This window comes from Limnohabitans sp., from assembly GCF_023910625.1.
In the GTDB taxonomy this organism is placed as follows: domain Bacteria; phylum Pseudomonadota; class Gammaproteobacteria; order Burkholderiales; family Burkholderiaceae_C; genus Limnohabitans_A.
In genome coordinates this window covers 337,943-354,936 of the sequence record NZ_JAAVVW010000002.1, presented here as the reverse complement: position 1 = coordinate 354,936, position 16,994 = coordinate 337,943, and the positions used below count along the sequence as shown (strand labels likewise).

Annotated in this window: 14 protein-coding genes; 8 read left to right on the top strand and 6 right to left on the bottom strand. The window is 62.1% G+C overall.

Features of this window, described 5'->3' with window-relative positions:
* Positions 1 to 19: 19 nt before the first annotated feature.
* The 3 genes from HEQ17_RS01820 to ftsY form a co-directional block, all read right to left on the bottom strand.
* On the bottom strand, positions 20 to 1,015 hold the full coding sequence (locus HEQ17_RS01820; RefSeq protein WP_296290990.1) for a tripartite tricarboxylate transporter substrate binding protein: 996 nt from the start codon (positions 1,013 to 1,015) through the stop codon (positions 20 to 22).
* Between the two features lie 430 nt (positions 1,016 to 1,445).
* Complete coding sequence (gene rpoH, locus HEQ17_RS01815; RefSeq protein ID WP_296290989.1) at positions 1,446 to 2,378, bottom strand: RNA polymerase sigma factor RpoH; 933 nt, start codon at positions 2,376 to 2,378, stop codon at positions 1,446 to 1,448.
* Positions 2,379 to 2,535: 157 nt separating this feature from the next.
* Complete coding sequence (gene ftsY, locus HEQ17_RS01810; protein ID WP_296291194.1) at positions 2,536 to 3,582, bottom strand: signal recognition particle-docking protein FtsY; 1,047 nt, start codon at positions 3,580 to 3,582, stop codon at positions 2,536 to 2,538.
* 28 nt (positions 3,583 to 3,610) lie between these two features.
* On the opposite strand from ftsY, the gene HEQ17_RS01805 reads away from it, so the two are divergent.
* The 4 genes from HEQ17_RS01805 to coaD are packed head-to-tail and all read left to right on the top strand — an operon-like array spanning position 3,611 to position 7,710.
* Entirely contained in the window at positions 3,611 to 5,041 is a 1,431-nt protein-coding gene (locus HEQ17_RS01805) for a pitrilysin family protein (protein WP_296290988.1), read from the top strand.
* 14 nt (positions 5,042 to 5,055) lie between these two features.
* Positions 5,056 to 6,450 carry a pitrilysin family protein gene (locus HEQ17_RS01800; RefSeq protein ID WP_296290987.1) on the top strand — a complete coding sequence of 465 codons (1,395 nt, stop codon included), beginning with the start codon at positions 5,056 to 5,058 and terminating at the stop codon, positions 6,448 to 6,450.
* A 46-nt stretch (positions 6,451 to 6,496) separates the two neighbouring features.
* Positions 6,497 to 7,195 carry a 16S rRNA (guanine(966)-N(2))-methyltransferase RsmD gene (rsmD, locus tag HEQ17_RS01795; RefSeq protein ID WP_296290986.1) on the top strand — a complete coding sequence of 233 codons (699 nt, stop codon included), beginning with the start codon at positions 6,497 to 6,499 and terminating at the stop codon, positions 7,193 to 7,195.
* The gene (coaD, locus tag HEQ17_RS01790) at positions 7,192 to 7,710 is read left to right on the top strand and encodes a pantetheine-phosphate adenylyltransferase (RefSeq protein WP_296290985.1); all 519 of its coding nucleotides are present in this window, start codon (positions 7,192 to 7,194) and stop codon (positions 7,708 to 7,710) included. The genes rsmD and coaD overlap by 4 nt, the downstream gene beginning before the upstream one ends.
* Positions 7,711 to 7,713: 3 nt before the next feature.
* On the opposite strand, the gene recJ is transcribed toward coaD, so the two are convergent.
* The gene (recJ, locus tag HEQ17_RS01785) at positions 7,714 to 9,423 is read right to left on the bottom strand and encodes a single-stranded-DNA-specific exonuclease RecJ (protein ID WP_296290984.1); all 1,710 of its coding nucleotides are present in this window, start codon (positions 9,421 to 9,423) and stop codon (positions 7,714 to 7,716) included.
* Positions 9,424 to 9,441: 18 nt separating this feature from the next.
* Positions 9,442 to 10,392: a hypothetical protein gene (locus HEQ17_RS01780; protein WP_296290983.1), complete on the bottom strand. Its 951-nt coding sequence runs from the start codon at positions 10,390 to 10,392 to the stop codon at positions 9,442 to 9,444.
* Positions 10,393 to 10,442: 50 nt separating this feature from the next.
* Here HEQ17_RS01780 and HEQ17_RS01775 point away from each other — a divergent pair, with 50 nt between their 5' ends.
* From HEQ17_RS01775 to HEQ17_RS01760, 4 genes are all read left to right on the top strand, one after another.
* On the top strand, positions 10,443 to 11,711 hold the full coding sequence (locus HEQ17_RS01775) for a lipoprotein-releasing ABC transporter permease subunit (RefSeq protein ID WP_296290982.1): 1,269 nt from the start codon (positions 10,443 to 10,445) through the stop codon (positions 11,709 to 11,711).
* The gene (gene lolD / locus HEQ17_RS01770) at positions 11,704 to 12,402 is read left to right on the top strand and encodes a lipoprotein-releasing ABC transporter ATP-binding protein LolD (protein WP_296290981.1); all 699 of its coding nucleotides are present in this window, start codon (positions 11,704 to 11,706) and stop codon (positions 12,400 to 12,402) included. The genes HEQ17_RS01775 and lolD overlap by 8 nt, the downstream gene beginning before the upstream one ends.
* A 14-nt stretch (positions 12,403 to 12,416) precedes the next feature.
* Positions 12,417 to 13,262 carry a TatD family hydrolase gene (locus tag HEQ17_RS01765; RefSeq protein WP_296291193.1) on the top strand — a complete coding sequence of 282 codons (846 nt, stop codon included), beginning with the start codon at positions 12,417 to 12,419 and terminating at the stop codon, positions 13,260 to 13,262.
* Between the two features lie 114 nt (positions 13,263 to 13,376).
* Complete coding sequence (locus tag HEQ17_RS01760) at positions 13,377 to 14,738, top strand: FliI/YscN family ATPase (protein WP_296290980.1); 1,362 nt, start codon at positions 13,377 to 13,379, stop codon at positions 14,736 to 14,738.
* A 1,152-nt stretch (positions 14,739 to 15,890) separates the two neighbouring features.
* On the opposite strand, the gene HEQ17_RS01755 is transcribed toward HEQ17_RS01760, so the two are convergent.
* Positions 15,891 to 16,820 carry a hypothetical protein gene (locus HEQ17_RS01755; RefSeq protein ID WP_296290979.1) on the bottom strand — a complete coding sequence of 310 codons (930 nt, stop codon included), beginning with the start codon at positions 16,818 to 16,820 and terminating at the stop codon, positions 15,891 to 15,893.
* Positions 16,821 to 16,994: the final 174 nt, after the last annotated feature.

Genomic DNA, 16,994 nt, shown 5'->3' with positions numbered 1-16,994 from the left:
GCGCAAGGCGGTTTGGGCCTCAGTTCACTTCTATTTTCTGATTTCGAATGATCTCGCCCAAGGCCTTGGTGTCTGCCTCAATGCGGTGACGCAGGCCTTCCGGGGAGGAGCCGACCACCTGCCAGCCTTGCTGGAACAAGCGCGCCCGCATCTCTGGGGTACGCACGATGTCACTGACAACAGCGGACAGTTTGCTGGCCACGGCGGGGGACATAGAAGCGGGTGCGGCTAAAGCGTTCCAGATCTCCAGTTGGTAATCCTTCACACCGATCTCGGTTAGGCTGGGTACTTCAGCGGCGACAGGACTGCGCCCGCTGCTGGAGCTGCCAATGGCGCGCAACTTGCCGCTGCTGACTTGAGCTGCAGACATGGCCGGTGGCAGCAAAGCCATTTGCACCTGGCCACCCAGCATGGCGGTGATGATCTGTGGATTGCCCGGATAAGGCACGTGTACAGGGGAAATCCCGGCTTTGGTTTTGAGCAGTTCCATTCCCAGATGGGCCACAGTGCCCACTCCGGGCGAGGCATAGCTGAGTTTGTCACCCGCTTTTTGCGCTTCGCTCAGCCACTGTGCGGCCGATTGGCCGGGGGCGTTGGTCGGCACCGTGAGTACCAGAGGGGCTTTACCGATCAGGCTGATCGGGGCCAGGTCCTTCAGCGGGTCATAGGGCACTTTGGGGTTCAAGATGCGAGCGATCGTCATATTCCCATTGATCATCAGGCCCAAGGTGTGACCATCGGTAGCTTTGGCTACGAAATCGGCAGCGATGTTGCCACCCGCCCCCACCTTGTTCTCCACAATGACGCTCTGTCCCAAGGCTTTGGCCAGTGGTTCGGCCAAGGCGCGGGCGGTCAGGTCAGGGCTGGAGCCGGCCGGAAAACCCACCACCATGCGCACGGTCTGGCTTGGCCAAGCGATCGGAGTTTGGGCCCAGGCCAAGGACGAGGCCAAGCCGGCAAGCCAAGTCAGGGCAAGGCGACGGGCAACACGACGGGTCAGTGTCTTTTGGGGCATGAAAGTGTCCTTGAGTAAAAGCGGGAACTGAGAAGGCATCATCTTAACCAAGTGCGGGGTGTGCGGAGCAGGTGGCCAGGCAGAGTTGGCAGGCTGGACCTATGTCGGGGAGCATGTGGTGGGTGAAATTCTGGTGCTGGAGAAAAAGCACCGCATCCAAGCCGACACCGCCTATGGCCAAGTGTTCAAGGGCATATCGGTGCGTTTGACGCCTGTTCAGGTCGAGACTTTGCGCCTCGGCCCTTCCGTGGGGCATCAGCAAAAATCAAGCCATCGACAGCAACCATCGGGAAGCCTCGTTCAGCAACTTTGGCAAGTGTCTGGACATCTCGCCCGGGTGTATCCATCCCCTCGCACAAGGTCGGCAGTGGCGGGGTCAGCCTGTCTTGCAACCCGATGGCCAGTCCGCATGTGGGCGACTGCTGCAGGCTCAGGCCACTTCCAGCAGCGCTTTTTTCATTTTTTTCATGGCTGCCACTTCGATTTGGCGGATGCGCTCGGCGCTGACGCCGTACTCGTCAGCCAGGTCGTGCAGGGTCATGCCGCCCGAGCCGTTGTCGTTGACCTTGAGCCAGCGCTCTTCCACGATGCGGCGGCTGCGTTCGTCCAAGGCATTGAGGGCCGTGGCCAGTCCGTCGCTGGCCATCACGTCGCGCTCATGGGCTTCGATCATCGCGGTGGGCTCGTGGTTCACATCGGCCAAGTAGGCAATGGGGCCAAAGGCCTGCTCACCGTCGTCCGATGGGGCCGGGTCCAGCAGCACATCGCCACCGGACATGCGCATTTCCATCTCACGCACTTCTTCGCGCTTGACGTTCAGGCTGTGCGCCATCGAATCCACCTGGTCGGGGGTCAGGGTGTCGCGGTGGGTGCCTTCATCGGCATCGGCTTTGTAGCCTTGCTTCATGGAGCGCAGGTTGAAAAACAGCTTGCGCTGGGCCTTGGTGGTGGCCACTTTGACCATGCGCCAGTTTTTCAGGATGTACTCGTGGATTTCGGCCTTGATCCAGTGCAGCGCGTAGCTGACCAGGCGCACGCCTTGATCAGGGTCGAAGCGCTTGACGGCCTTCATCAGGCCCACATTGCCTTCCTGGATCAGGTCGCCGTGCGGCAGGCCGTAGCCCAGGTATTGGCGCGACACCGACACCACCAAACGCAGGTGCGAGAGCACCAGCTTGCGGGCGGCTTCGAGGTCGTCATTGGCTTTGAGTTGGCGGGCGGCCTCTTGCTCTTCCTCGAGGGTGAGCATGGGCATGCGGTTGACCGCAGAGATGTAGGCGTCGAGGTGGCCGAGCGAGGGCACGACCGCCCAGGGGTTGCTCAGCGCGATGGCTGTGGCGGGGGAACCAGTTTGAACGTACATACCAGAACTCCTTTCAGAATACCCCAATATTAGCACTCTCTGGTGAGGAGTGCTAAAGGACGGCCTCGGGGGTCTGAGGTTCCTCGGGTTTTCCCTGATTTTAAGAGGGGGAGCTGGGGTCCGTCTGTGCGCTGGGCCACGGTGCCAACCGGGGTGTTCAGCTCAAAAGGGCCTGGGCAAACTCGCGGGCGTTGAAGGTTTCCAGGTCTTCCAGCTTCTCGCCCACGCCGATGAAGTACACCGGAATTGGCTTTTCGCGGGCAATGGCGCACAGCACGCCGCCTTTGGCGGTGCCGTCCAGCTTGGTCACGATCAGGCCCGTGAGGCCCAGCGTGTCATCAAAGGCGCGCACCTGGGCCAGCGCGTTTTGACCGGTGTTGCCGTCGATCACCAGCAGCACCTCGTGCGGTGCCGTGCCATCGGCCTTTTGCACCACGCGCTTGATCTTTTTGACCTCTTCCATCAGATGCGTTTGGGTGGGCAGGCGGCCTGCCGTGTCGACCAGCACCACATCGCGGCCCCGGGCGCGGCCCGCGCTCACCGCGTCAAAGCTCACAGCGGCCGGGTCGCCGCCTTGTTGGCTGACGATCTCCACCGTGTTGCGGGTGGCCCAAACCGCCAGTTGCTCTTTGGCCGCAGCACGGAAGGTGTCGGCCGCAGCCAGCAGCACGCTCAGGCCCTCGTCGGACAAGTGCTTGGTCAGTTTGCCAATGGACGTGGTTTTGCCTGCGCCGTTCACGCCCGCCACCATGATCACGGTGGGCTTATGGTCGCCAATGCTCAGGGGCTTTTGCAGGGGCGTCAGCAAGTCGGTGATGGCATCGGCCAGCAAGGTTTTGACCTGCGACGGCTCGGTGGCCTTGGCCTCTTTGACGCGGCGCTTGAGGTCTTGCAGCAAATATTCCGTGGCCTTGACACCGGTGTCGGCCACCAGCAGCGCGGTTTCCAGCTCTTCGTACAGTTCGTCGTCGATGCGCGTGCCGGTGAAGACGGTGGTGATGCTGGAGCCGGTTTTGCGCAGACCCGCTTTCAGGCGATCCATCCAGCCCTGGCGGGCGGCTGGGGTGGGCGCGGGTTCAGGCTGCGCGGGCGTGGGCGCGGGCGTCGGCGTGGGTGCGGCAGGTTGTGACAAAGGGCGCGCAGGCGTTGCGGGAGGCGATGGCACCTCGACCGGGGGGGATTTTTTTTTGAAGAAACTGAACATGTCGTGGATTTCAAGGATCATGCATTCTATGAAACCGAACTTTCTCTTGGGACTTTCGCTGGCATCAGCCCTGCTGGTCAGCAGCTTCAGCGCCACGGCGCAGGCCCCACAACCCACAGGCCAGGCCCCAGCAGCCAGCGCGGCCCAGGTGCACACCTTCACCTTGGCCAACGGCATGGCTCTGTGGGTCAAACCCGACCGGCGTGCCCCCACCGCGGTGCACATGGTGTGGCTGCGTGTGGGTTCCATGGACGAGGTGGATGGCACCAGCGGCGTGGCCCATGTGTTGGAGCACATGTTGTTCAAAGGCACGCCCACATTGGCTCCGGGCGAGTTTTCGCGCCGCGTGGCGGCACTGGGCGGGCGAGAAAACGCTTTCACCGCCAAGGACTACACCGGTTACTTCCAGCAAATCCCCTCCAACCAACTCGAAGCCGTGATGCGTCTGGAGTCGGACCGTTTTGCCAACAACCAGTGGCCCGATGCAGAGTTTGCCAAAGAGTTGGAGGTGGTGAAAGAAGAGCGGCGCCTGCGCACCGACGACAACCCCCGTGCCCAGTTGCACGAAATGCTCTCGGCCACCGCTTTGTCGGCTTCGCCCTACCGCCGCCCCATCGTGGGCTGGATGAGCGATCTGGAGGCCATGACACCACAAGACGCCCGCGACTTTTACCGCAAGTGGTACACCCCGGCCAACGCGGTGGTGGTGGTGGCGGGCGATGTGGACCCGCTGCAAGTCAAGGCGCTGGCCGACAAGTATTACGGCAGCATCCCAACCCGCGCGGTGCCTGAGCGCAAACCCCGGGACGAGCCCGCGCAGCAAGGCCTGCGCCGCCTGGCGTTCAAGGCCCCGGCCGAGCAGTCGTATGTGGCCCTGGCCTTCAAGGTGCCGCGCTTGGCTAGTCTGGCGGCCTCCCCCGAGCATGACGATGCCCTGGCCTTGACCGTGCTGGCGGCTGTGCTCGATGGTTACAGCGGCGCGCGCCTGGACCGCGCCCTGACGCAGGGCGAAAACCGCCTGGCCGACAGCGCCGGGGCGTACAACGGCCTCATGGGCCGGGGTCCGCAATTCTTTTATCTCGAAGGCGTGCCTGCCAAAGGCCAAACACCACAAGCACTCGAAGCTGCCTTGCGCGCACAAGTGCAGCGCGTGGCCACCGAGGGCGTGAACGACGCCGAGCTGCAGCGCGTCAAAACCCAATGGGTGGCCAGCGAAATCTACAAGCTCGATTCGGTCTTCAACCAAGCCCGCGAGCTGGGCGTGGCCTGGACGCTGGGCCTGCCGCCCGACTACGGGGCGCAGCTGATCGCCCGCTTGCGGCAAGTCACGCCCGCTCAGGTGCAGGCCGTGGCGCAAAAGTATTTTGGTGACGACAACCTGACCGTGGCCACCTTGCTGCCTCAGCCTTTGTCGGGCCAGCCCCGTGCACGCCGCGCCGCGCCAGGTGCCCGACATTGAACCGCGCTCATCCCATGAAAGTCACACCCCCCATGTTCTTGATGCCCTCCTTGTCCATGACCGCACGGGCTTTGCGCCGTTCAGCTTTGGTGCTGGCCTGCTGGGGCGCGGTGGGTTGGGCGCACGCGTCCTTGCCCATTCAACATTGGACCCAGCCCAGCGGTGCGCGCGTGTTCCTGGTCGAGAGCCACGCCATTCCCATGGTCGATGTGCAAATTGACATCGACGCAGGCAGCCGCCGCGATCCGGCGGCGCAGGCGGGCCTGGCCTCGGTCATGGCGGGGCAAATGGCGAACGGCACCCGCGCCGAACCCCAAGGACAAGGCCCGTACCCCCAAGCCCTGGACGAAAACCAGATCGGAGAAGCCTGGGCTGACTTGGGCGCCAGCTTTGGGGGCAGTGCGGGCGGTGACCGCATGAGCTTTGGCCTGCGCAGCCTGAGCTACCCGGACTTGCTGGACCAAGCGGTGGCTTTGGCCGCACGACAAATGGCGCACCCGGCTTTTCCCGAGGCCATGTGGCTGCGTGACCGCGAACGCATCAGTGCCTCCATCCGCGAATCGCTGACCAAGCCCGGCACGGTGGTGCAGCACCGTTTTGCGCAGGCGGTATATGGCGCGCACCCCTACGGTTTTCGGGCCACACCCGAGACCCTCTCGCGCATCGGCGTGCAAGACCTGAAAAACCTTCACGCCCAGGCTTTGCGCGCTTGCCGCGCCACGGTGAGTGTGGTGGGCGCTTTGACCCGGGCTCAGGCCGACGCCTTGGTGCAGCGCCTGCTGGCGCAGTGGCCCCGCGAATCAGGCTGCCCCAGCTTGCCGCCTGTGCCCGAAGTGCCCCCCTTGGCCGCCGCACAGAACCTGAACTTGCCCTTCGATTCGGCCCAGGCCCATGTGCTGATCGGCCAGCCCGGCTACAAACGCACCGACCCCGACTTTTTTGCTCTGCTGGTGGGCAACCACATTTTGGGCGGTGGTGGTTTTGTCTCGCGCCTGACCGAGCAGGTGCGCGAAAAACGCGGCCTGAGTTACAGCGTTTACAGCGGTTTTGCGCCAGGCCTGCACGCCGGGGCTTTCACGGTGGGCCTGCAAACCCGCCCTGACCAAGCCACACAAGCGGTGGCCGTGGCCCAAGAGGTGGTGCAAAACTTTGTGCGCCAGGGCCCGACCGAGGCCGAATTGCAAGCGGCCAAGTCCAACCTGGTGGGCGGCTTTGCGCTGCGCATCGACAGCAACCGCAAGCTGCTGGACAACGTGGCCAACATCGCCTGGAACCGGCTGCCGCTGGACTACCTGAGCAACTGGACGCGGCAAATTGAGCGCGTGACCGCCGCCGATATTCAACGCGCCATGTCCCGGGTCTTGCAGCCTGAAAGCATGGTCACTGTGGTGGTGGGTGGCCAACCCTGAAAGACAAGACGGGTTTCAAGGCTTTGGGCCTTTACACTCGCAAGCTATGCCATCAGTCCCCCCAAAACGTCCACCACTGAGCGGCGCAGCCCGTCACGCTGCCGCCAAAAAACCGAAGAACCCGGTACCCAAAGGCCCGTCGTCGCATGAGATCCGCATCATCGGCGGGCAGTGGCGACGCACCCGCCTGAAGGTGATCGATAAACCGGGCTTGCGCCCCACACCCGACCGGGTGCGCGAGACCTTGTTCAATTGGCTGGGCCAGGACCTGAGCGGTTGGCGCTGCGTGGACGCGTTTGCGGGCACGGGCGTGCTGGGCCTGGAGGCTGCATCGCGTGGCGCGGCCCATGTGCTGATGGTCGAGCAAGACGCCGTGCTGGTGCGCGATATACAAGACAACGCCACCCGCCTGAAAGCCAGCATGGTCAGTGTGCAGCGCGGCGACGCCGTGAGCACGTTGGGCCGTGTGCCTGCGGGCAGTGTGGACCTGGTCTTCATCGACCCGCCTTTTGATGGCCCCTGGTTTGAGCCCGCTTTGAAAGCCGCCGCCCGGGCCGTGCCTGTGGGGGGCTGGATTTACCTGGAAGCGCCTGTGGCCTGGCCTGCCGAGGCGCTGGGTGCTTTGGGCTTGCAATGCGAGCGCCACCTGAAGGCGGGCGCAGTGCATGCGCACTTGTTGCAACGGGTCAGCCCTGAATCTGTACCCACCTCTATTGCCATCCCTTTTGAAGGAGACACGCCATGAGCCGATCTGCCAACACCCCTGTGACCGCTGTTGTCACAGCTGTTTATTCGGGCACCTTTGACCCGCTCACGCTGGGCCATGAAGACGCGATCCGCCGTGCTGCCCAAATGTTTGACCAGGTCATCATTGCCGTGGCTGTGGCGCACCACAAAAAAACCGTGTTCAGCCTGGACGAGCGCGTGGCCTTGACGCAGGCCGCGCTGGCCGATTGCCCGAACGTGAAGGCGCTGCCGTTTGATGGCCTGATCGTCGAGTTTGTACGTTCGCAAAACGCCCAAGTGATCGTGCGCGGTCTGCGCTCGGTGACCGACTACGACTATGAAACCCAAATGTCGGGCATGAACCGCCATTTGGCCCCGGAAATCGACACGGTGTTTCTGCACACCAGCGCCCATGTGCAGCACATCAGCAGCACCTTGGTGCGCGAAATCGCCAAGCTCGGCGGTGATGTGTCGGGTTTGGTATCGACTCCGGTGCTCAACGCCTTGCAGGCCAAGGTCGCCACCAAGCATTGAGGGTCAAATCTCCGCGCCTTCCACCAAAAACCGCACCCGCTTTTGCCCCTGCCACTCGTCGGCGTCCAGCCGATAAGCCAGCTTCACCCGCGCAGGCAGCGGCTCGGTGCGGCCAAACCAGATGCCGTCCACCGGCTGGCCTTGGTGTTTCATCTTGAGCGACAGGTGTTTTTCGCCCACCAGGCGCTGCGACACGATCTCGATCTCTTCACAAAACACGGGCGGCGCAAAGCCCTGGCCCCAGACCTCGTGGTGCAGCATGTCCACCAAATCCACCCGGCGGTATTCGGCAGGCAGCGGGCCGTCGGTCTCCAGGCGGCGTTGCAGCGTGGCGGCGTCCAACGATTCCATGGCCACCTGATTGAGCGTTTCCTCAAACACTTCGAGGTGTTCTTCGGCAATGGTGCAGCCCGCCGCCATGGCGTGCCCGCCAAAGCGCAGCAGCACGCCCGGGGCGCGCTTGGCCACCAGGTCGAGCGCATCGCGCAAATGGAATCCCGCAATCGAGCGGCCTGAACCTTTGAGTTCGTGCGCCTTGCCCGGCGCGCTGCTGGCCGCAAACACGAACGTGGGGCGGTGCAGTTTGTCCTTGATGCGCGAGGCCACGATGCCGACCACGCCTTCGTGAAAATCCGGATCAAACACACAAATAGCGGGCGGCGGTTCATCGCCTTCGTCAAACAACGACTCGGCCATTTCCATGGCCATCTCGCGCATGTCGCCCTCGATCACGCGGCGCTCGCGGTTGATCGCATCCAGCTGCTTGGCCAACTCGTCGGCGCGGCCCGCGTCGTCGGTCAACAGGCATTCGATGCCCAGCGTCATGTCGGCCAGGCGGCCAGCGGCGTTGATGCGTGGCCCCAGGGCAAAGCCAAAGTCAAACGTCGTGGCCTTGGCCGTTTCGCGGCTGGCCGCTCGCATCAGCGCCGACATGCCGGGGGGCAATGCACCCGCTCGCACGCGGCGCAGGCCTTGCGCCACCAGGCGGCGGTTGTTCGCATCGAGCTTGACCACGTCGGCCACGGTGCCCAGTGCCACCAAGGGCAGCAGGGCGTCCAATCTCGGCTGGGTGCTGGCGTCAAACACGCCGCGTTGGCGCAACTCGGCGCGCAGGGCCAGCAGCACATAAAACATCACGCCCACACCGGCGATGGATTTGCTGGTGAAGCTGCAGCCGGGTTGGTTGGGGTTGACGATGACTTCGGCCGTGGGCAACTCACTCCCCGGCAAATGGTGGTCGGTCACCAGCACCTGCAGGCCCAGCGCTTGCGCCGCTTGCACGCCCGCCACACTGGCGATGCCGTTGTCCACGGTGATCAACACATCGGCCCCTTGTGCGTGCACACGCTCGGCAATGGGGGGGGTCAGGCCGTAGCCGTCCACCACCCGGTCGGGCACCAGATAGCTCACGTTGCGCGCACCCAGCATGCGCAGGCCGCGCACGCCCACGGCGCAGGCGGTCGCGCCGTCGCAGTCGTAATCGGCCACGATGCACAGGCGCTTGTTTTGCGCGATGGCATCGGCCAACAACTTGGCCGCTTCCTGGGTGCCCAGCATGCTGGCCGGGGGCAGCAGCAGGTTCAGGGCGTCGTCGAGTTCGTCTTTGGACAACACGCCGCGTGCGGCATACAGGCGGGCCAGCAGCGGGTGGATGCCCGCTTGTTCCAGCGCCCAGGCGCTGCGGGGGGGCACATCTCGGGTGAGCAAATTCATGGGGGCTTCAAGGAGAGTTCAGGAGGCAATCAGGGCTTGGAGTGCCGCTGCAGGGGAGGTTTTTTTAAACAGGCGGGTGATCCGCTGGTGCCAAGCCGCAGGCGCGGCGGTGTAGGTGTGGGCCGTGTGTTCGCTGCACAGGCTGAGCGTGCCTTGGCCGGTGGTTTTGACGTGCTGCAGCAAGTCGGCCACGGCCGTGGCATCGAGTTGCTGCCAAGCTTGTTGCCAGGCCTGCACTTGGCCGTGCAAGGCGGCCGATCGCAAGGTGGTTGAAACGGTCACTGAGGGCGGTGCAGACACCGGGCCACTGATGGGCAGTGTGCCCGCGCCGTGCAGCCAAAAGGCGTTGACGGTGTATTGCTTGCGCGTATCGCGGGCGTCGTTCACCGGGTGGTTGTACAGCAGCATCTGCATCTCGCTTTGCAGGCGTTGCAGCGGTCGGGCAGCGGGGTGGTCGGGCAGCCAGTCTTTGACGTTTTGGCCGATCACCCGGTCGAGCGATGGGGTGGGCAAATCGGCCAGCATCGCCCCTTGGGCGTGCCACAGCAAAGCGCTGTGCCACGTCACTTGCAAGCCGTCTTCTTGCAAAAACGGTTGCATGGCTTGCAGCAGTGACTGCGACTCTTCGTCCGACAGGTGCAAATGCGCTGGGTCGGCCATCACCACTTGGTCCATGCCGACTTGCCAGTGGCAGGGCGTCATCCAGGCTTGGGGCGCATTGCGGGGGAGGCCTTGTTGCGATTGATGCCAAGCGGCCCAGGGCAGGGCGGTGGCCGCAGGGGGCCATCCCAGAGCCTGGGCGTGCAGGCGTTCGTGCGGCAAGTGCAGCAGAGCGGTTTCAGGGTCTTGCAGCACTTGCTGGCGCAGCATCAGGCCGAGCAAGGTCTGCAGTTGTGGCAGTTGCAAGCCAGCCCAAACCTCGGGGCCGTTCAGGGCATGGCTGGCCGCATAGGGAATGATCAGGTGCATGGGGGACGATTGTCGCAGGCCCCAAGGGCTGCACGGCACAATACACCCCTATGTCTTTTTTCAAAAACATCCCTTATGAGCTGGCGCTGGGCTGGCGCTACACGCGTGCAGGCCGCGCCACCCGGCGAAACGGCTTCATTTCCTTCATTTCCGGGGTGTCCATGATGGGCATTGGCCTGGGCGTGGCCGCGCTCATCATCGTGCTGAGCGTGATGAACGGCTTTCAAAAAGAGGTGCGCGACCGCATGTTGGGCGTGGTCTCGCACATCGAGGTGTACGCCGCCGATGGCGCGGCTGTGGCCGATTTGCCTGCCTTGTTGGCCCGCCTGAAGGCCAACCCGCAGGTGCTGGGCGCGGCCCCCTTCATCACCGCGCAGGCTTTGCTGGCGCGGGGCGAGGACATGAAGGGCGTGCTGGTGCGCGGCATTGACCCGGCGCTGGAGCCTGAGGTCAGTGATTTATCGAACGACACGCAAGCCGGGGTGCTGCAGCGCCTTCTGCCGGGGGAATTCAGCTTGGTGCTGGGCCGCGATCTGGCCAACAACCTGGGTTTGCAAAGTGGCGACCCCGTGACTTTGGTGTCACCGTCTGGCCAGGTCACGCCTGCGGGCGTATTGCCGCGCATGAAGCAAATGGGCGTGGTGGGCACGTTTTCTTCGGGGCATTACGAATACGACTCGGCGTTGGCGCTGATGCACGTTGAGGACGCGGCCCGCATGTTCCGACTGGATGGCCCCAGCGGTGTGCGCCTGAAGTTGCGCGATTTGCACCTGGCGCGGGAGGTGGCGCGTGACCTGCAGCTGGATTTAGGGCCGCAGTTTTTTGTGCGCGACTGGACGCAGCAAAACCGAACCTGGTTTGCTGCCGTGCAGGTGGAAAAACGCATGATGTTCATCATCCTCACCCTGATCGTGGCGGTGGCTGCTTTCAATTTGGTCAGCACCTTGGTGATGACGGTGACCGACAAGCGCGCCGACATCGCGATCTTGCGCACGCTGGGGGCCAGCCCGCGCAGCATCATGGGCATTTTTGTGGTGCAGGGCGCCACGGTGGGCGTGATCGGCACCATGAGTGGCTTGGCGCTAGGCCTTCTGGTGGCTTTCAACATCGACGTGATCGTGCCCGCGCTGGAGACGCTTTTCAACGCCAGCTTTTTGCCGCGCGACATTTACCTGATCAGCCGCATGCCCAGCGAGCCGCTGGCCAGCGACATCTGGCCGGTGGCCATCATCTCTCTGGTGCTGGCTTTTGTGGCCACGCTCTACCCCAGCTGGCGCGCCAGCCAGGTCAACCCGGCGGAGGCACTGCGCTATGAATAACACGCAAAACGTGGGCACTGTGCTGCAGGCCCAGGGCCTGACCAAGCGTTTCACCGAAGGCCGTCTGGATGTCACCGTTTTGCAAGGCGTGGACCTGCAGGTTCATGCTGGAGAAACCTTGGCCATCGTGGGCGCTTCGGGCTCGGGCAAGAGCACCTTGCTGCATTTGCTGGGCGGGCTGGACGCCCCAACCCAAGGCTCGGTGCAGCTCAAAGGCCAATTGCTGTCGGCCCTGAGCGCGGCCGGGCAAGGCCAGTGGCGCAACCGCTACCTGGGCTTTGTCTACCAGTTCCACCACTTGCTGCCCGAGTTCAGCGCGCTGGACAACGTGGCCATGCCGCTGTGGATTCGCAGGCAGGACCGCGTCGAATCTGCCGTTGTGGGCACGGGCTGGTTGCAACGCGTGGGTCTGGGTGAGCGCCTGCACCACCGGCCTGCAGAGTTGTCGGGCGGCGAGCGCCAGCGTGTGGCCCTGGCCCGCGCTTTGGTGAACGACCCGGCCTGTGTGTTGGCCGACGAGCCCACCGGCAACCTGGACCGCGAAACCGCCGACGGCGTGTTTGCGCTGATGCTGCAACTGGCCCGCGAACGCGGCACCGCCTTTGTGGTGGTCACGCACGACCCCGCCTTGGCGGCGCGTTGCGACCGGCAATTGCATTTGGTCAAGGGCGTGTTGCAAGCGCCTGTTTGATCCAGTACAGCGGCATGTGGATCGACACGCACTGCCACCTGGACGCGGCCGAGTTTGACGCCGACCGCGACGCGGTGCGCCAAGCAGCACGCCAAGCCGGCGTGGCGCGCTGCGTGATCCCGGCGGTGCACGCCCCCCACTGGGCCGAGGTGGCGAAACTGGCCGAGCGGCATGGCGACGCTTACGCTTTGGGCATTCACCCGCTGTATGTGCCGCAGGCCCAAGAGGCTGACTTGCTGGCGCTGGACCAAGCCTTGTACGAACGCGCAGGCGACCCGAGGTTGGTGGCGGTGGGCGAAATCGGGCTGGACTTTTTTGTGCCCGAACTGTGCACGCCCAAGATGCGCGAGCGCCAATGGTTTTTCTACACCGCGCAACTCAAACTGGCCCAAAAGCACGGCCTGCCCGTGGTCTTGCATGTGCGCCGATCGGCTGATCTTTTGCTCAAAGGCTTGCGCCAGTGCCCGGTGGTCTCGGGCATTGCCCACGCTTTCAATGGCAGTGCCCAGCAGGCGCAGGCTTTTGTGGACATGGGCTTTGCGCTCGGCTTTGGCGGCACGCTCACCTATGAACGGTCTTTGCAACTGCGCCGGCTGGCCCGTGAGTTGCCCTTGAGCGCCATCGTGCTAGAAACCGATGCACCCGACATCCCGCCGCAGTGGCTCTACCAAACCGCCCAGCAGCGGGCGCTGGGCGCAACACAGGGGCGCAACAGTCCGGCCGAGCTGCCCCGCATCGCCCAGGTGCTGGCCGATTTGCGGGGCCTGCCGCTCACCGATCTGGCGGCAGCGACCAGCGCCAATGCTGGCCGCGTGCTGCCCAAGTTGGCCGCACAGCGCCCTGTCTTTTTGGAGACATGAAAAATTGTTGTAAAGGTCTATAAAGATATTCTGCAAAATTGATATGAAGCCGTTTAAAAATATTCTTGATTGATTTGATTGACTTCCTTTTAGAGAGGCAATCGTTTTGTTCAGATGACCACCCCAACCGAAACCCAATCACAGCTGAGCGACCTTGAATCGCAGATCAGTGATCAGTTGGCCGTTGCCGTTGACACCTTTGACCCATTTGTACGGCGTGGTCGCGTGATTGAAGCGGTCGGCACGCTGGTCAAGGTCAGTGGTCTGGTGGCGCGAGTGGGTGACTTGTGTGAACTGCGCCTGATCAACGGCAAAGTGCTGGCGGGTGAGGTCATCGGCTTTGCCAACAAGCATGTGCTGCTGGCGCTGATGGGGCAGACGGAAGGCATTGCCACCAACACCGAAGTGGTCAACACTGGGCGTCGGCCCGGGGTGTTTGTGGGTGATTTTTTGCTGGGCCGGGTGCTTAATGGGTTGGGTAGTCACTACCTGGATGGTGATGCGGAAGAAGTGACGGGTTATGCACATGTGTCGGTTGAGCAGGACGCTCCGCCGCCGCTGTCGCGAAAGCCGGTTGACACGCCGCTGCACCTGGGGGTGCGTTGTATTGATGGCTTTTTGACCTGTGGTGAGGGCCAGCGGGTGGGTATTTTTGCGCCTGCCGGCTGCGGTAAAAGCACCCTACTGAGCATGCTGGCCACCAACTCCAGCGCGCAGATCAATGTGATTGCGCTGATTGGTGAGCGCGGTCGGGAAGTAAGCGAGTTTCTTGAGCACTCCTTGGGGCCAGAGGCATTGCAGCGTTCAGTCGTGGTGGTGGCCACATCAGACCGGCCCGCCATGGAACGCATTCGCGCAGCGCAGGTGGCCACGAGCATTGCCGAATACTTTCGCGATCAGGGCTTGTCGGTTTTGCTACTGATGGATTCAGTCACGCGCTACGCGCGGGCGCTGCGTGAGGTGGGCTTGTCTGCCGGTGAGCCGCCAACGCGCCGGGGCTTTCCGCCTTCAGTCTTTTCACAGTTGCCCCGGCTTCTTGAAAGGGCCGGGCAGTCCAGTGAAGGGGCCATCACCGGCTTTTACACGGTGCTGGAAGAAACCGATGACGGCATGGACCCTGTTTCAGAAGAAGTGCGCTCGCTGCTGGACGGGCATATTGTTCTATCACGCAAACTGGCCGAAGCCGGCCATTACCCGGCGATTGACATACTGGCCAGTACCAGCCGCGTGATGTCGCGCTTGGTTGACGACTCGCATCGCCGGGCCTCGGTTCGCGCGCGGGAACTGTGGGCGAAGTTTCAGGATCTGGAAATCCTGATTCAAGTCGGCGAATACCGCCAGGGTGAAGATGCCAACGCCGACATGGCGGTGGCCATCAACCCTGAGCTCAAAGTCTTTCTGAAGCAGGAAGTTGACGAGCGGGCGGAGTTTGAAACCACGGTGAATGATTTGCGGGATTTGGCCCAGGTTTCTTAAGCGTACGGGCGTATTGAAAAAGACTGGCACAGAGCCTGTCCCGAACTTTGTGTCAACGGGGCGAGGGTTGAATTTTGGGCGGCAAAAGCATCAACGGCTTGTGTGCCGCCATCGCACACGACCTGGGCTGGCTGCCAGCGCCCCAGCGCCCCAGCGGACCTGCCCAAACGCCAGACCGTCGCGCTCGATGGGCACGACGCGCAGGCAAGGACTATCGAGAAAACCCCGATCTCATGCGCCTTGCCGCCCGATGCCGCCACATCGAAAGAGGCAGGCAGCGCTAAGCAGTTGTGACGGCGCTATGCGCCCGATTGCACCACTCCCAACGCGCCAAGCTGCGTTGCTCCGCCTCGCGGGCAGTAGCCCGCTTCGTTGTCTCGCCTTGCTGGACACGCCGGGCGCGGCACACTCGGGCGCATCCAACTGCTTTTTCTAGGTTTAACCGGACGCGCCTGAACGGTTGAGGGATACGTCGCATAACGTCGTCAAAACAAGAGTCTTATGTGGCGCTGATGTGGCGCTGATGTGGCGCTGATGTGGCGGTTTGCTTGCCAACACACCACGGTTTGGCCCGCTGGCGCTGCTTTTTGCTTCGAAGCGCCGTCTAGATGGAGCCCGACGGCATCAAGTCTTCATCCTGAGAATCGCTGGCTGCCCTGCACGTCACCGCGCTTGAGCCCGGCGGTGCTTTTCTGCCAATGAGACCGGGTCGCAGCGATGCGGGAAACACCGACACGGCCACCGCCCTCGCCCTGTGCGCAGAATAAGAAAAGACCGCTCACTTTTCATGGCACGACAAGCGGTCAAAAAAATGTAACCCCGCCCGCAGCCGCGTCCACAAAAGCGATGTGCTGGCGTGCGCTCTTCGGCCTGCAAGGCCTCAAAGCTGTCCTGCCGGCTGGCACGCCGTCGATTGCGGGCCAGGCTCTCAGTGCGCCCAGGCCGACAACGCGCCTGTAGATTGGGGGGCAATGCCCATAGCAAGCCTTCCAGTTGATGTGTCAACGTCAAAACTAAAGGTGCCTCGGTGCCCACCGAAATCGCTGGTCTGAGCTCCCGCTCAAGCCTGTTTCATCATCCGGGGCGTCGCCCGGATTCATGAAAGCTAGACCGCTACAAGTGCGCAAGACTTAACGCAGGCGAGCGATAGGTTTATATGCCACTCGGCCCCCAATTATCGAACAACGGAGCAAAAAACGCACCCACAAGACCCGCCAAACCACCCGCCACTTGGTCAGCGCCTTTGCCAAATTCTGCCAAGTTGTCCTGGCCGGCTTTTAAAGCCTGTTGCAAATTCTGCTTGAATTCGTTAACGCTCTGTTCAGCCGTGCAACCGCTGAGTTTGGCAAAAGTCTGCGTTGCCGCCGCCGCAGTAAGACCGGCTTGGAAGGCTGCTACAGGAAGGCTAATTCCACTAGAATTGGTAACTTCAAGGTTGCCATTTTTGGCAACGAGTTTCAATCCACTAAAGCCCGTACCTACGGCAAGACCTGCGGTCGCATTGCCCGGGTTGTTTTTCCTGGTATCTTTTGGGCACAAAGCCGATGTTAAAAGTCCGGCATTTATATTGCTAATGACGATGGGGTTCGATCCGTTTGTTTTGGAACGTTCTAACGCGTTGTTTATAGCATCGCCAGCGACACGTACATTCCAAAAAACAAAGGTTCCTGACTTATCAATCTCATGTGCATTACCCGCCCCAATCTGTACCGAAAACTTGCCGGTTTTTGGATCTTGCGTAGCGGTTATCACAGGTTTCAGTGCATATTTTTCTAAGTTTTTTAGTCCGATTGGCTTACCAGTAGTAGTTGCAAAAACGGTGTTGGCTTGGGGAAAGTACACAGCCACGCCTAATCCCCCCTGGCTCGTGGGCCCACCCGGTATAGTTTGGGCTCCTCCTAGAACGGAGGGAAGATATTTTTTTAAATCAGGGTGACCCCAGTTAGCCCCGAAAAAGGGTTGCAAACCGAGGTCTGGTGGTGTTTTTGGTGTGTTTTTTGGCAGATCCTTCAGTTGATCCGTGTAAGTCGTGTTATTCGACTTAACTTGCCCTGAAGAGCTACGAGTTATTGCGCTTGACATAGTGGTTCTCTTTCATAAAAAATGAGTGCCCCGCAGGTAGTCTCCAGCATGGACTACACGATGTGCAAGGTGTTACTTCGTTGAAAAAATGATGACTGGCATCGGCAGAATAAATGCATAGACCATGCCACTTTTGCTAAGGGTTTTCCCTTTTCTGAGCGCTGTTCTTTTGTA

What these genes read in the sequence shown, in the direction of transcription:
- HEQ17_RS01820 (WP_296290990.1), bottom strand. Translation starts at nt 1,015, where the DNA reads ATGCCCCAAAAGACACTGACCCGTCGTGTTGCCCGTCGCCTTGCCCTG.
- rpoH (WP_296290989.1), bottom strand. Translation starts at nt 2,378, where the DNA reads ATGTACGTTCAAACTGGTTCCCCCGCCACAGCCATCGCGCTGAGCAAC.
- ftsY (WP_296291194.1), bottom strand. Translation starts at nt 3,582, where the DNA reads ATGTTCAGTTTCTTCAAAAAAAAATCCCCCCCGGTCGAGGTGCCATCG.
- HEQ17_RS01805 (WP_296290988.1), top strand. Translation starts at nt 3,611, where the DNA reads ATGAAACCGAACTTTCTCTTGGGACTTTCGCTGGCATCAGCCCTGCTG.
- HEQ17_RS01800 (WP_296290987.1), top strand. Translation starts at nt 5,056, where the DNA reads ATGAAAGTCACACCCCCCATGTTCTTGATGCCCTCCTTGTCCATGACC.
- rsmD (WP_296290986.1), top strand. Translation starts at nt 6,497, where the DNA reads ATGCCATCAGTCCCCCCAAAACGTCCACCACTGAGCGGCGCAGCCCGT.
- coaD (WP_296290985.1), top strand. Translation starts at nt 7,192, where the DNA reads ATGAGCCGATCTGCCAACACCCCTGTGACCGCTGTTGTCACAGCTGTT.
- recJ (WP_296290984.1), bottom strand. Translation starts at nt 9,423, where the DNA reads ATGAATTTGCTCACCCGAGATGTGCCCCCCCGCAGCGCCTGGGCGCTG.
- HEQ17_RS01780 (WP_296290983.1), bottom strand. Translation starts at nt 10,392, where the DNA reads ATGCACCTGATCATTCCCTATGCGGCCAGCCATGCCCTGAACGGCCCC.
- HEQ17_RS01775 (WP_296290982.1), top strand. Translation starts at nt 10,443, where the DNA reads ATGTCTTTTTTCAAAAACATCCCTTATGAGCTGGCGCTGGGCTGGCGC.
- lolD (WP_296290981.1), top strand. Translation starts at nt 11,704, where the DNA reads ATGAATAACACGCAAAACGTGGGCACTGTGCTGCAGGCCCAGGGCCTG.
- HEQ17_RS01765 (WP_296291193.1), top strand. Translation starts at nt 12,417, where the DNA reads ATGTGGATCGACACGCACTGCCACCTGGACGCGGCCGAGTTTGACGCC.
- HEQ17_RS01760 (WP_296290980.1), top strand. Translation starts at nt 13,377, where the DNA reads ATGACCACCCCAACCGAAACCCAATCACAGCTGAGCGACCTTGAATCG.
- HEQ17_RS01755 (WP_296290979.1), bottom strand. Translation starts at nt 16,820, where the DNA reads ATGTCAAGCGCAATAACTCGTAGCTCTTCAGGGCAAGTTAAGTCGAAT.